The organism is Blautia sp. St.27G3, assembly GCF_059728505.1.
Genome location: NZ_BAAGFO010000002.1, coordinates 123801 through 138132, shown reverse-complemented (window position 1 = coordinate 138132; position 14332 = coordinate 123801). Strand labels below are relative to the sequence as shown.

11 protein-coding genes are annotated in these 14332 nt (G+C 46.7%); all 11 read right to left on the bottom strand.

Translation table 11 applies throughout. The features are described 5' to 3' along the window. Window positions 1-97 precede the first annotated feature (97 nt). Window positions 98-775, bottom strand: coding sequence for a septum site-determining protein MinC (locus AC6I2O_RS10180; protein ID WP_120392030.1), 678 nt, complete (start codon window positions 773-775; stop codon window positions 98-100). Window positions 776-810: 35 nt separating this feature from the next. Continuing rightward, window positions 811-3717, bottom strand: coding sequence for a penicillin-binding transpeptidase domain-containing protein (locus tag AC6I2O_RS10175; protein ID WP_120392029.1), 2907 nt, complete (start codon window positions 3715-3717; stop codon window positions 811-813). After that, window positions 3710-4228 (bottom strand): rod shape-determining protein MreD, encoded by a 519-nt coding sequence (mreD, locus tag AC6I2O_RS10170; protein ID WP_120392028.1) that lies wholly within the window; start codon window positions 4226-4228, stop codon window positions 3710-3712. Before mreD ends, AC6I2O_RS10175 begins: the two co-directional genes overlap by 8 nt. Before the next feature lie 64 nt (window positions 4229-4292). Then, window positions 4293-5264 carry a rod shape-determining protein MreC gene (mreC, locus tag AC6I2O_RS10165; protein ID WP_120392027.1) on the bottom strand — a complete coding sequence of 324 codons (972 nt, stop codon included), beginning with the start codon at window positions 5262-5264 and terminating at the stop codon, window positions 4293-4295. A 13-nt stretch (window positions 5265-5277) separates the two neighbouring features. Further along, window positions 5278-6297: a rod shape-determining protein gene (locus AC6I2O_RS10160; RefSeq protein WP_497742580.1), complete on the bottom strand. Its 1020-nt coding sequence runs from the start codon at window positions 6295-6297 to the stop codon at window positions 5278-5280. Between the two features lie 11 nt (window positions 6298-6308). Beyond that, window positions 6309-7043 carry a RadC family protein gene (gene radC / locus AC6I2O_RS10155; RefSeq protein ID WP_120392025.1) on the bottom strand — a complete coding sequence of 245 codons (735 nt, stop codon included), beginning with the start codon at window positions 7041-7043 and terminating at the stop codon, window positions 6309-6311. Window positions 7044-7150: 107 nt separating this feature from the next. Continuing rightward, a complete protein-coding gene (locus AC6I2O_RS10150) occupies window positions 7151-8761 on the bottom strand; it encodes an NAD(P)/FAD-dependent oxidoreductase (RefSeq protein WP_497742972.1) in 1611 nt (536 codons plus the stop codon). Then, the gene (locus tag AC6I2O_RS10145) at window positions 8761-10044 is read right to left on the bottom strand and encodes a BaiN/RdsA family NAD(P)/FAD-dependent oxidoreductase (RefSeq protein WP_497742579.1); all 1284 of its coding nucleotides are present in this window, start codon (window positions 10042-10044) and stop codon (window positions 8761-8763) included. Before AC6I2O_RS10145 ends, AC6I2O_RS10150 begins: the two co-directional genes overlap by 1 nt. Beyond that, window positions 10029-11312 (bottom strand): methionine gamma-lyase family protein, encoded by a 1284-nt coding sequence (locus AC6I2O_RS10140; protein ID WP_497742578.1) that lies wholly within the window; start codon window positions 11310-11312, stop codon window positions 10029-10031. Before AC6I2O_RS10140 ends, AC6I2O_RS10145 begins: the two co-directional genes overlap by 16 nt. After that, on the bottom strand, window positions 11296-12264 hold the full coding sequence (gene miaA / locus AC6I2O_RS10135; RefSeq protein ID WP_497742577.1) for a tRNA (adenosine(37)-N6)-dimethylallyltransferase MiaA: 969 nt from the start codon (window positions 12262-12264) through the stop codon (window positions 11296-11298). The genes AC6I2O_RS10140 and miaA overlap by 17 nt, the downstream gene beginning before the upstream one ends. A gap of 102 nt (window positions 12265-12366) precedes the next feature. Next, window positions 12367-14328 carry a DNA mismatch repair endonuclease MutL gene (mutL, locus tag AC6I2O_RS10130; protein WP_497742576.1) on the bottom strand — a complete coding sequence of 654 codons (1962 nt, stop codon included), beginning with the start codon at window positions 14326-14328 and terminating at the stop codon, window positions 12367-12369. Window positions 14329-14332 lie beyond the last annotated feature (4 nt).

The following is a 14332-nucleotide window of genomic DNA, read 5'->3' as shown; positions in this document are numbered from 1 at the left end:
CCCACTTCTCCTTAAAACGTAGCCATCTTCTGTACTTTATCAGTTTCGGTACCCAAACCTGAAAACTGTCATAAGGAGCTTTGGAACTCTCCGGTAATCAGCCGAAATAATCCATCAACGTTTCATTTGTGATCGGCTTGATCTGGAGATGGTCCTCTTTGATATAAACAATTTTCGGATCAATCGGATATTCCCCGGTGTCAGTTTTTTTGACAATCGCACTGCGTGCTGTCTTGTCAGCAATACGCACCTGCATCGGTTTCATCGTAAGTGCTGCCGCAAAACAACCGCAATCTCCGGCAGCCCCCGCATAAATATTACCCATGCAGCAACCCAGAATCACTATATTGCCTTTTGAAATCACCTGGGCTCCGGGATTGACATCTCCGATAATCACAATACTGGTCTCTGTTTCGAGCACCTGACCGGAGCGCAAAGTTCCCCGGTAAAACTGCCCGTCCTCCTGCTGTTTCTTCTCCATGGCATGTACCACAGCCCTTTTGTAATATGCTTCTGTTTCTTTTGACTCATCTACAATACAGATTACGTTTATACCGGAATGCTGCACGATCGCTTCGACCAGTGCATTTTCCTGCTCTTTTGTAAGAACCCTTCCCCGAAAGGTAAGGGCAAGGCTGGCCTTTTTGAAAAACCCGGCAGAGGCGCCGAATTTCTCCCCCACTGCCGTCAGCAATTCCTCAAACGGCAAATCGGGATTCAGCATCAAAACCAGCCCATATGGATTGCTTTTAATGATAACTGCACTCTGCCCCATAACTCTTCTCCCTGTGAAAATACAGACTTCAAGCCTTAATCGTTAACGTCATAATTCTCATATGCGGTGGAAGCATGTCCGATAATCAACTGATCCTCCGGCTGAAGGCCATAGTAATAAGAAATCGTATCTCTTGCCACCAACGCTGCATTTGCGGATGTATAACCATTGGCAATACGAACTGCAATCGCAATCTCCGGGTCTCCATCGTACGGTGCGTATCCGACAAATACTCCGTGGTTCGGCACATCAGTGCTAACCTGAGCAGTACCTGTCTTTCCGGCAACTGCAACTCCTGTAAAATTCTTAAACACTGCATGATTGGTTACCACGCCGCGCATACCGGCATGAATGGTTGTCCAAAGCTCCTGTGGTAGTTCAATGACATCCCGTATCTTAGCCTCGTTCTTTTCCAGAACACTTCCGGCAGAGTCCGTGATCGAATCTACCAGAGTCAGATAGTAACAGGTCCCGCTGTTTGCCACTGCCCCGACGTAACGTGCCAGCTGTGTCGTTGTAAACAGGTTGTCGGCCTGTCCCATAGCCGTACGCACAGCGTCTTTCTTGGAAATATGCGGTGAGCTTTCCGGTACTTCCACACCGGATGTCTCGTCAAGACCAAACATAGCTGCATATTTTGTGAGCGCTGCAACACCGGTGTCATCGTCGTAATCACCGTTCACTGTAGCCAGTCGGTATCCGATCGTATTAAAGAAGTAGTTACAGGATTCTTTAATCGCACCCTCCAGCGTCAAAACACCGTGCCCCCATGTATTCCAGCAGTTGACCGGATGTTCATCCTGTAAAAGATCAAACTTTCCGGTACATCCAATGCCTTCTCCAATATTGACAACACCTTCCATAATTCCGGCAACTGAAGATACCAGCTTAAACGTAGAACCAGGAGCGATCGCCTCCTGCGTTGCCCGGCTGTAGAACGGAGACGACTTATCCATATTCAGCTTGTTAAAGTAGGCAGTGTCCATCTCATTTGCCAGTCGGTTATTGTCATATCCCGGATACGTCACACACGCCAGTACATCTCCGGAATTTGGATCAGTCAGTACAATTGATCCGGAACACGGCGTCACGGCAAGCTGTGCAGGCGTAATTTCCAGATTGTAAATTTTTTCGCGAATAAAATCGTATCCGCTCAGAGAACCGTTCAGAAGATTTTCATAATCCTCAGTGTCCATCTCAAGAATCCCCTGGTCGAACAGAAGCACACAGATTTCCGCACCGGAAATACGGTTTTCCTGCAACATATAACGGTACACCTGCTTACAGAAATTATCGTCTTCATAGAGATAATCTGCAATGTAATCAGCCAGAGCCGTGTACATTTCCTGTGTATCCATGTACTGTGTATCGCTTGCAACCTTCGTAATATCAATCCAGTTCTTGGAAATTGCATAAGTCAGATATTCTTTGAGGCTGATATTTTCCTCTTCTGTCCAGGCAATATACGTCGGATCTGTTTTATCAATCGCAGACTCGTTCAGAATACCGGTTCCATTCATCAGCATGTCCTTTACAATGTAGGACATGTATACCTGATACTGCTCTCCCAGTTCATACGCTTCTTTCAGATCTTTGTATGCAGTCGGTTGATCGGATAAAAGTTCATTTTTAATAATACTGAAAATTTCTGCCGCTTTTACCAGAAACGCATCATATACGTGCTTTTCATTTGCGGACGCATCCGCTGCTTTCAAATGGCTGACATCAAGTACATTATTCTCAAAAAGTGCATAATAAATGTCATAAATCGGAATACGTACCTGGTCTGCAGAAGTAAGCCACTCCTTAAACTGTTCCTCGTTAATCGTCATGGCATACACAATACCTGCAATATACTGCTCCAGAATATTGTAAGCGGCTCTTTGCAAATCCATGTCAATCGTCAGACGCACATCGTTTCCTGCCTGAGGCTCCACACGGGAATCTACGCTGAGCACACGACCAAGATTATCGACAAAAATCACCTCTGAACCCTTATCACCCTGCAGTGTGGTCTCAAGAACCTTTTCCAAACCCGTTTTTCCAACAATGTCATTTGCTGTATAATTGCTGTTTTCCTTTTGAAGCTCTTCCAGCTCTTCCGCTGATATTTTTCCGGTATACCCAATCAGCGGAGCCAGATATTCTGCATCTGTATAAACTCTTCTGTATTCTTCTGAAATATCGATCCCCGGAAAATCAGCAATATTTTCCAGAAGTCTCGCCATGGTCTGTTCACTGATATCACGTGCGATTGTTACTGTCTGATAGCGCTGAAAACTGTAGGCTGCAATCGAAGCACGAAGTGACACAAGCTGAAGAATTTCTTTATCCGTATAAGTTTCCGGAAGCCCGTATTTCTCACGTTCTTTTTCGGTGATCTTTGGGTCAAGGATTCCGTAATTCTTTTCATTACAAAGCAGTTCAATCAGATCAGGCGCCGTAATATTGAGCTGCTCTTCTTTCAGATTCTCAATATAAGCTTCACCGAACAAGTCCGCTTTAAAACGGTTTAAGGTAAATCCGGAAGCGTTGTATTCGTATGTTCCGTCGTCTGTGAGAATAACCTTAAAATCATTTACAATGGAATCTCCCTGCTCTTCAATCAGTTTAATCACATGATATAAAACACTGTTCACTGAAAGATTCTTAGTATGCGTGTTCGCATACGTCCCACTGTCTTCATAAGTGACACAATAGGAAAGCTGATTGTATGCTATCAGTTTTCCATTTCGATCGTATATGTTACCACGGGAACTGGGAAGAGAACGTTCTTTCATAATTGAAAGTGAAAAATCATTCTGATAACTTTCTCCCGATACAATCTGAAGCTGAAATAAACGCTCCAGAAGTATAGCACATAGCAGTACAAACACGGCGACTAAAACAACAACACGTGAATTTACTGCTTTTTTCATGCTTTTTTTCATCTCATCAAACAAAGCTGTCAACTCCTCCTTTGTCGGCAATCGTCAGTTTTCGGTTAATCATATAGAGCACTCTGTAACAGATAATGGTCAGAATCAATGTGTAGAACATCTCCGGCAGGATAATACGCCCGAAATAGTAAAAGAAGTCAATCCGTCCCCGCAGCAGAAATCGGAAAATGTAATGTACAATCCCATAAGCCACATCGCTGACGGAGATCAGAAACAACGGTGTCTTGATATCATCATCGTAAAAAATACGATAAAAATAACCGCTGAAATAACCGACCCACATGTAAATAATTGCATTAAATCCAAGAACACTCTCAAAAAACAGATCAGTCAAAAGACCACAGAAAAAGCCTATCATCATGCCGCTTCTGCGGCCTCTCATTAATCCAAAAGAAACGATCAGGATAATCAGAAGATTCGGCTTAATCGAAGCAATCGAAATCATCTGGCAGACCGTTGACTGAAGAAGGATACAAACCAGAATCAACAATGCCGTTACCATCTTGCGTCGCATAAAACTCTCCTTTCGGTGCGTACTCTTCCTGCCCTGGGGATACGTCGGCAAATGCAGCGATCGCCTATTGCGGCTCAACCGTCTCACTTTCAGACTGTTCCGTCTGCTCTGCCTCTGTCTGTCCGGATTCGGTCTGTCCAGGTTCTGCCGTAACACCGCTTCCTCCAGGCGCTGCCGTCAGATCATCCGCGGAATATTCCTTCAATTCCAGGATAACCAGAACCTCCTGTAAATGACGAAAATCCACAACTGGCGTGATATACCCGGATTTTGTCAGATTGTTGGCATCATTTTCAAGCTCACTGATATAGCCGATCAAAATACCCGGAAGAAACTTTTCGCTGATATAAGATGTAACCACCTTATCTCCTACGTGAACTTTATTCTCTGCATCTGTAAGTTTCAGAAGATTCAATGATCCCTCGTCAATCAAACGCAGATCTCCGGCAATAACACACCGGTCAGAAGTCGTGGAAACCATGGCGCTGACATTGCTGTTGTCGTCAATAATTGAGCGTACCGTTGCCCAGTTCGGGCCGGTTTCTGTCACAATTCCGACAAGGCCGCCGCCTGAAATAACATTCATATCCGGCTGAATCCCGTCGTTGGAACCTTTGTCAATCGTAAAAAGCTGAAACCAGTTGCCGCTTTCCTTTGCAATAACGCGCGCTCCTACTTTTTCGTATTCATCATACTGCTCATCCAGATCAAAAAGTTCTCTCAGCCTGCGCAGTTCTTCCCTGTCCTGGATCAGCTGGCTGTTTTCCTCTGTCAGCGTGTCCACGCGCGCACTCAGCTCTTTGTTTTCCCTCCGAAGTGTTTCCGCATCCTCGAAATTATCCGTCAACCCGGAAAGCCAGCTTCCAAAACCGTTAATTCCCTTCTGAACCGGCGTGATCAAAAAGCCACTCACCTGTTTCACCGGCGCAACCGCACTGCTATCAAGAAAAGAAATAAGAATCAACGCAACACAGAACACACTGAGTCCTGCAAGCAGGTATTTGCTTTTTAAATTGTCATTCGTCGTTTTTTTCATAATTCCCCTGCCTTTATCTCATTCCTGTCAGATCTGTCAGTGAATACGTACACTGCCGCAGATCTTTGTTGTTCAAAACTTCCACCAGACCTCGGATGGTACTGTTCTTCGGATCTTGAATATGATGCAGCGGGATTCCGATTTCCCGTCGGATATATTCAGGAAGATTGAGTATCATGGATACGCCTCCGGTCAGGTAAATTCCCTCCCTGGTAATATCTTTCATAATCTGAGGCGGAACACGATTGTAGATGGCTTTCATGCTTTCAATAATCGAATCAATGGAATCAATAATTGCCACGCTGACCGCAAGCGATGGAATCAGGTCTGATTTCGGAAGGCCCGAAAGCGTATGGATACCAAATACTTTCTGTTCCAAACGGGGACCGTTGATCATGAATGCAAGATTGTTTTTCAGTGATTCTGCGGTCTTCTGACCAATATTCAGATTGAACTTCCGGCGTACCATGGTTGCAATATCCTCATCCAGTTTCCTGCCACCTGTTTTAAGCGTCTGGCTCAGGATTACCCTTCCGGAAGAAATCACTGCAATCTCCGTCGTATCTGCTCCGATGTTAACTACCATATGTCCGCGTGATGATAAGACGGGAAGGCCCGCACTGACCGCATCTGCAATACCCTTGTCAATCAGCCGGATACTTCCGGCATTTATTTTGCTGCGCATAACCATAAAGAAGGCGCGTTTTTCCACCTGGGTAATATCACTTGGCACTGCAATGCATAAAGAAGCTCCGGTATGCAACATTCCGGTAAAGCTTTTCAGAAGATGCGAAAGAACAATCTCCATCTCTGTCAGATTGGCAATGACACCACCTGCCATAGGCCATACGACTCTGACATTTTCCGGATTTTTTTCGTAGATTTCATATGCGGCATCACCAACTGCCAACAGTTTGCCATTTTGCCGCATGGCAAGAAGGTTCTTGCTGTATAAAAAGCGTTTTCCGCTCTTATCACGCAGTTTTATCGTGTCTGTGCCCAGATCAATCCCACAAACCTTTTGAAATAACATGTAGATTCCCCTTACTCCTGCCAGATGCCCTGCTCCCTCATGCTGACAGCCTGGCAGTCACCTATAATAATATGATCCAGCAGCTCAATTCCCAATAGCCGCCCGGCATCCCTTACACGCCTGGTCATCAAAATATCCTCCCTGCTGGGATCTGGAATTCCGCTCGGATGATTGTGAAGCAAAATAATGCTGACAGCATGATGGCGCACAGCCTCAATGAATATCTCACGCGGCGATGACATCGCTGCCCGGACAGTACCTTTTGATATCACCTGATCTGCAATCAGCAGTCCCTTACTGTTCAGCATCGCAAGCATCAGAATTTCCTGCTCCTGATGGCGCATCTCTTCCATATAATATCTTGCAACTGCTGCAGGGTCCTTAAAACTAATCCCGTCTGAAAACGTCTGCCTCGAAATCCGCTTTGAAAGCTCCGCCACACATTTTAACTGGATAGCCTTCACTTTTCCGAGTCCTTTTACCCTCGTTAAATCAGAAATCGACATGTGATAAATGCCCAGAAGTCCGCTTCCTTCCCCATGCTGAGCAAGTACCTTCCTTGACAGTTCCAATGCCGATTCACCTTTTGACCCTGTGCGAAGTATCACAGCCAGAAGCTCCGCGTCGCTTAACACGCCAGCTCCGTGTGCAAGACACTTTTCATAAGGCCTTTCCTCTTTTGGGATACTTTTCATTGTCTTTGAAGCAGTATCATAATTTTGATCTAATAATAAAGTATCGCTCATATAAAAAACAGATACTCTCTACCCTTTGGTTGAGCCATTGAGTTATTGTAGCACAACTTTTTTGGAAAGTATACACCCAAGTCTATTAATTTTTCATAAATATGCAGCTATTGGTAAGCAGCGCAGACTGCTTCGGCCACACGGATTCCATCAATTGCAGCAGAAGTAATGCCGCCTGCATAGCCCGCTCCTTCTCCGCACGGATAAATACCCGTAAAATCAGGATGGCTGCTTTGCAGGTTATCGCCACGCAAAATACGAACCGGCGAGGAAGTACGGCTTTCTACACCCAGCAAAAGGGCATCCGGATCGTCAAACCCTCTTATCCTTCGGGCAAACCCATGAATCCCCTCGATCAGAGAAACATTCAGTTCTTCTGGCAGAATCTTTCGCAGATCTGACGCCTCATAGCGGCCTTTACACTGTGATATGATTGTTCCAGACAGCTCCGTTTTTTTACTTTCACAAAAATCGCCAAAGCGCTGAACCGGTATACTGCCATTGCCGCACTCGTATGCTGCCCGCTCAATACGGCGCTGAAATGCGATGCCGGCAAGCGGATTCTGCAAATCCTCGCTGTAATCCTCCGGTGTAACCGTCACAACGATTGCACTGTTCGCGCTTGTACTGCTTCGGCTGCTGTAGCTCATACCATTCACAGCCGTCATCCCCTCTTCTGACGATGCATTTACCACATAGCCACCCGGACACATACAAAAGGAATAGACACCTCTCCCGTTTTCACATTTGTACGTCACTTTATAAGGTGCCGCACCAAGCTCATAAGGGCAGTTTTTCCCATACATGGCTTCATTAATCATTTCCTGCGAATGTTCCATACGAAATCCGACTGCAAAAGCTTTTGCCTGCATGGGCAGTCCCAATTTGTACAGCATAAAAAACGTATCGCGGGCACTGTGCCCCAGCGCCAGAACCACATGTTCCGCAGTAAATGCACGTTCCTGTCCGTTTATTGCAAGACTGTATCCACTTCCGCTCTCCAAAGCTGTAATTCCAGTCAGGGTACTGTCAAAACGAACCTCTCCTCCCAGAGCAATAATTTCTTCCCTTATATTCCGCACAACATTTACAAGCACATCCGTTCCGATATGCGGTTTGTGATCGTACAAAATAACCGGATCTGCGCCTGCTCTGACAAATTCTTTGAGAACAAAGCGAATCCTGCCATCCGGATCCTTGATCATAGTGTTCAGCTTTCCGTCCGAAAAAGTTCCGGCTCCTCCTTCTCCGAACTGTACGTTGGAATCCGGATTCAGGATACCGTCTTTCCAAAACCTGTTTACCGTCTCCATTCGCTGCTCAACCGGTTCGCCGCGCTCAAGAAGAATCGGGCAAAGTCCGCTTCTTGCGAGCATAAGTGCACAGAAAAGACCGGCCGGCCCGCAACCGACAACAACAGGACGAAGACTGTTCTTTGTTTTCTGTCTCTGGCTGTTATACGGAAACTGATATTCCAAAGGATTGACTACTGCCACCTTTTTCGTTTTGATCTTTTTTAAAAGACCTGCATTTTCTTCAACCTTTACGTCGACCGTATACACATAAAACAGATCCGGTTTTTTGCGCGCATCAATCGACCGCCGCATAATCTCATATTCCAGCGGACCGTCTTTCTTTTGGAGTATTTTCCGCAGTTCCCTCTCAAACTCTTTTCTGGTGTGATCCGGACGCATTTTCAATTCGCTGATTCGCAGTATCATATTGTTCCCTTTTCTTCCTTCTTTTCTTTCCCGGCAGACATCCCCGCCACGTATCCGCTCGTCCACGCCCATTGCAGATTATATCCGCCGCACGGTCCGTCCACATCAAGCAGTTCTCCTGCAAAAAAAAGATTGTTCCATTTTTTTGATTCCAACGTTTTATCTGAGACTTCCCGGCAGTCCACACCGCCTGCGCATACCTGACAGACATCGAAAGATTTGGTACCTGCAAGGGAAAGCCGCAGCTTTTTGGCCTGTACAACCAGCCTTTCTATCTGCACTGCATCAACCTCCCCACAGGATAGCTTTTCCGGGATTTCCGCATTTTTTAAAAGAACTGGTATCAGCTTTTCGTGCAAAAGACCGCTAAGAAGCGCTACGGTACGCTCCTTCGAGAACAGAGCTGCACGCCGTTCTAAAAATGCAACAAGATATGCCTTCTCAAAATCCGGAAGCAAATCAACTTCCAAATACATCTGCTGCGGATGGCTGGCAGTTGAAACAAAACGCGACAGCTGAAAAATAACGATCCCGGATACGCCGTATTTTGTCCATTGGAGCTCTCCCATGTCCTTTTTCAGAAGTACTGCCTCTTTTTGAACCTCGTTTTTATTTTTTTCTGATATTGCTCTGTATAACGAAACCGCCGCCCGGCATCGCACACCAGAAAGCCGTTCATACATTCTGCCATTGCATTCAAGCGGAACCAGTGCCGGACGCGGCACAGTAACAGAATGTCCCAGCATCCGTGCAAGCGCGTAACCGCTTCCGTCAGAACCGGTAGACGGAACTGCTTTTCCGCCGCAGGCGAGAACAAGAGCATCTGCCGTATAACACCAGGAAGCAGTTTTTACCTTCCACCGCTCCTCTTCCTGTTGAATAGATTCTACTTTTTCCCCAAGCTTGAGCTTCACACGAAGCCGGCGGATTTCCGATAGCAATGCGCCCAAAACTGCCCCGGACTGCAGACTGTACGGATAAACGTATCCGTTTTTTTCTGTTGTCAAAAGCCCAAGTTCTTCGAAAAATGAAAGTACTTCTGAAGCCCCGAACTGCTCTGTCAGCTTTCTGGCAACCGCCGCCCCGCTTCCATAATACTTTCCGGATAACGCCACGTCCAGATTCGTCAGGTTGCAGCGCCCATTTCCTGTCAGAAGAAGCTTTTTCCCGGGGCGTTCCATGCCTTCCAGCACGGTAACTTCTGCTCCCTGGCGTGCCGCAAAAACTGCCGCTGTAAGACCAGCGGCTCCACCTCCCGCTATGATTACGCGTTTTCCCATGTCACAAGTCCCTTTTCATACAGACGCTGCAAAGATTTCAAAATACCCAACTTTGCATGCGGCCACGTAAGTCCGCCCTGAAAATAAACGGCATACGGCGGTTTGATTGGTCCGTCTGCGCTCAGCTCAATGGAAGAACCCTGCACAAAAGCACCTGCTGCCATAATCACATCACTGCCATAGCCTGGCATCGCCCACGGCTCTGGCGTCACATAACTATCCACCGGAGCAGCTGACTGAATCCCCTCACAAAAGGCGATCACACCCTCCGGCTTTCCAAATTCTACTGCCTGAATAATATCATAGCGCTCCTCTTTTCCGCCCGGCACCACAGGAAAGCCCAAAGACTCATAAAGATTCGCTGCAAAAATGGCACCTTTCAGCGCAGCCGCTGTCACCGTAGGAGCAAGAAACAATCCCTGATAAAAAGACTGCATGACGCCAAGCGTGGCACCGACTTCTTTTCCAATCCCCGGAGAGGTCAGACGATAAGCCGCACGCTCCACACATGTTTTCGTTCCGGCAATATATCCCCCAATCGGAGCAAGGCCGCCGCCCGGATTTTTAATCAGGGAACCAACTACCATATCTGCGCCAAAATCACTTGGTTCCATCTGCTGTACAAATTCTCCGTAGCAGTTATCCACCATGCAGATGATTTCCGGATTCATCTTTTTCACAAAAGCAATCGCCTCCCCAATTTGCTCTACAGAAAGCGTCGGGCGCGTCAGATAGCCTTTGGAACGCTGAATGGCAACCAGCTTTGTCTTTTCACCAAGTGCACTGCGGATTCCTTCCAGATCAAACGTCCCGTTCGGCAAAAGTTCTACCTGCCGGTAAGTCACACCGTACTCTGCAAGCGAACCGCAGGATGGCCGGATGCCGATCACCTCTTCCAGCGTATCATACGGCTTTCCGGAAATTGAGATCATTTCATCTCCCGGACGAAGATTTGCCGAAAGGGCCAGGGCCAGCGCATGTGTCCCGCAGGTAATCTGCGGACGCACCAGAGCATCCTCTGTGTGAAACACATTTGCATATACCTTTTCCAGTGTTTCCCGACCGAGATCGTTATACCCATAGCCTGTTGTGGCCTGAAAACACTCTGCGCAGACTCTTGCATCCTGCATCGCCTTTATTACTTTCAGCTGATTATATTCTGCTGTCTCATCAATCTTCTGAAAACGCTCCGAAAGTCCTGCCAGAATTTTTTGCGCATACGCAGATACCTCAGGACTGATTCCCAGAGCTTCATACAGTTTTTCCATGATAAATGCCTCTTTTCTCCAATTCTGTTATCATATATTCCAGGATTTTTTCATCCGTATTTTCAAATTTATCTTTATCCACCCAGGTCACATCGCGTTCCCGGCGAAACCAGGTAAGTTGACGTTTGGCAAAGTGCCGTGTATCACGCTTTAAAACGCGCACTGCCTCTTCAAAAGAATACAGGCCATCCAGATAATCCAGCATCTCTTTATAGCCGAGTCCCTGCATGGAAACCATATCTCTGGTACATCCCTCGTTCTTAAGTGCCTTTACTTCATCCAGAAGCCCTTCCGCGATCATCTGATCCACTCGCCTGTCAATATTTTGATAAACCTGTTCTCTCCGGTCATTTAATACAAAATAAGCAAACTGATACGGGGAAGCCTTCTGACGTTCTTTTTCGTTATGACTCGAAATCGGTTCTCCTGTCTCATGAAAATATTCCAGTGCCCGGATGACACGCTTGACATTGTTTGCGTGAATCACTGCGGCTGATTCCGGGTCCACATCGGCCAGAAGCTTATGGAGATATTCTGTTCCCCTTTCCCTGGCAAATTCCTGAAGCGTTTCCCGATAAGACAGATCACTTCCATTTTCTGTAAAATCAATGTCATACAGCACAGCCTGAATATAAAATCCGGTACCGCCTGCCAGAATCGGAAGCCTCCCTCTTTTCCTGATTTCCTGTATATATTTTTTTGCATATTCCTGAAACCGAACGACATGAAATTCCTCATTCGGCTCAAATTCATCAATCAGATAGTGACGAATCCCCTGCTTCTCCTCCGGCCGCACTTTTGCGGAGCCAATATCCATTCTGCGATATACCTGCATAGAATCTGCGGAAATAATTTCCCCTCCAATCCGTTTTGCAAGCTCCACAGAAAGCCTTGTTTTCCCTACCGCAGTCGGTCCTGTCAGGATAATCAGAGGATTCTTTTCGTTTGACATCACTGCACCAGATTCCTTTCCACATTTATAAAACTCATGAAAATACTCATTCGTTCAAAACTTCTGATATGTTACGGCACGCAAAGCAACATTGCCTGTTTGCTATACAATCCGTTTAAATTTCTTCTCCAGCTCATATTTCGTCATGGAAATAATCGTTGGCCTGCCATGCGGGCAATTATATGGATTTTCCAGCGTCAGAAGTTCTCCGATCAAATGATCCGCTTCCTGTACTGACAGCCTGTTATTTCCTTTCACAGCTGCCTTACAGGACATGGACGCGATCTTCTCCAGCACCGACTCCGGCGACGTTGTTCCGCCTGTCTCCATAAGTCCGTCCAGTATTTCCGTAAAAAGCGTCCGGTCGGCAATCCCATACAGATTTCCCGGCACGCCGCTGATCGCATAATCGCGGCCTCCAAAATGCTCAATGACAAACCCGGCCTCTTCAAAATAACTTTTGTTCTGATTCAAAACGTTTTCTTCCTGCAGAGTCAACGTGACAATAACTGGTGGAGTTACCATCTGAGTTGTCTGCTGTCTGGTGCGGTACTTTTCCATAAACCGCTCATAATATACCTTTTCATGCGCCGCATGCTGGTCAATAATAAACAACTTTTCGTCAAATTCCACCAACCAGTACGTATTAAAGATCTGCCCAATCAGCTTGTGACGTTTTCTGTTTCTGGCATCAAGAAGCCTGTCCTCAAAAAGCTCCATCTGATGCGGCTGACTCTCTGGATGCTCCTGTTGTACTGTCGCATTCGTATCTATCACTTGTTTATCCGGATGTACGGGCGCTGTATACCCGATATTTCCGGTTACCGGCCGAAATGTCCCCTCCCGGCGCGGATATTTCAGCTCATACGGACTGTTGGCTTCTGCAATCAGCTGGCTGCGAACTTTTTCAAACGGCTCCGGATACGTCATCTTTTTCGTGCGCTCCGCTTCCGAACTTCTGCTTAAATCCATTTTGGGGGATGTCTCGACTGGTTCCGTTGTACTTTTCAGGATATCGGCGACCGGCGCTCCCGACTGTTTTGGCGCTTCAACCGTAAACTCCGGTATCAGTTCTTTTCCGGCCAGCGCATCCTTTACAGTCTGATAAACCCTGTCATAGACATCTGTCTGACTGGCAAACCGCACCTCCATCTTCGTCGGATGAACATTTACATCCACCTGCTGCGCATCAATCTGCACCATCAAAACAGTAAACGGATACCGATGGTTCATCATAAACGGCTTATAGGCATCCTCAATCGCCCGTGACACAATCGCACTTTTTACATAGCGGCCATTGACAAAATAATTCTCATAATTGCGGTTTCCGCGTGAAATCACCGGCTTTCCGATAAAACCGCTGATCTGAATCCCATTTTTCTGCTCCGTGTCAATTTTTATCACATTTGACGCAATCTCCCTGCCATAAATACCATACACGATATCTTTCAGATTGCAGTTGCCCGACGTATGCAGCTTCGAAGCGCCATTCAGAATAAACTTGAACGAAATCTCCGGATGCGAGAGGGCCATCCGCTCGATCAGATCACTGACATAACCGGCCTCTGTTGCCGCTGTTTTTAAAAACTTTTTTCTGGCCGGAGTGTGGTAAAAAAGATTTCGTACCAAGAACGTAGTTCCCTCCGGAGCGCCGATCTCCTCCATGGATTTTTCTGCGCCACCCTCAATCACATATCGAACACCGGTGATACTTCCCGCTGTTTTTGTGATCATTTCAACCTGGCAGACAGCCGCAATGCTCGATAGCGCCTCTCCGCGAAATCCAAGCGTACCGGAGGTAAGCAGATCGTCTACGGTACGGATCTTGCTCGTTGCATGGCGCAAAAAAGCCACCGGTACCTGTTCCTTCGGAATCCCGCTTCCGTTATCTGTGATGCGAATCAGAGAAATTCCACCGTCCCGTATCTCCACCGTAACTGCGTTCGCTCCTGCATCCACCGCATTCTCGACAAGCTCCTTTACAATCGAAGCCGGACGTTCCACAACCTCTCCCGCTGCAATTTTATCAATTGTATCCTGACTCAAAAGTGTAATCTGATTCATGGTT

What these genes read in the sequence shown, in the direction of transcription:
- mreC (WP_120392027.1), bottom strand. Translation starts at nt 5,264, where the DNA reads ATGAAAAAAACGACGAATGACAATTTAAAAAGCAAATACCTGCTTGCA.
- mreD (WP_120392028.1), bottom strand. Translation starts at nt 4,228, where the DNA reads ATGCGACGCAAGATGGTAACGGCATTGTTGATTCTGGTTTGTATCCTT.
- AC6I2O_RS10180 (WP_120392030.1), bottom strand. Translation starts at nt 775, where the DNA reads ATGGGGCAGAGTGCAGTTATCATTAAAAGCAATCCATATGGGCTGGTT.
- radC (WP_120392025.1), bottom strand. Translation starts at nt 7,043, where the DNA reads ATGAGCGATACTTTATTATTAGATCAAAATTATGATACTGCTTCAAAG.
- AC6I2O_RS10145 (WP_497742579.1), bottom strand. Translation starts at nt 10,044, where the DNA reads ATGGGAAAACGCGTAATCATAGCGGGAGGTGGAGCCGCTGGTCTTACA.
- AC6I2O_RS10160 (WP_497742580.1), bottom strand. Translation starts at nt 6,297, where the DNA reads ATGTTATTTCAAAAGGTTTGTGGGATTGATCTGGGCACAGACACGATA.
- miaA (WP_497742577.1), bottom strand. Translation starts at nt 12,264, where the DNA reads ATGTCAAACGAAAAGAATCCTCTGATTATCCTGACAGGACCGACTGCG.
- AC6I2O_RS10140 (WP_497742578.1), bottom strand. Translation starts at nt 11,312, where the DNA reads ATGGAAAAACTGTATGAAGCTCTGGGAATCAGTCCTGAGGTATCTGCG.
- mutL (WP_497742576.1), bottom strand. Translation starts at nt 14,328, where the DNA reads ATGAATCAGATTACACTTTTGAGTCAGGATACAATTGATAAAATTGCA.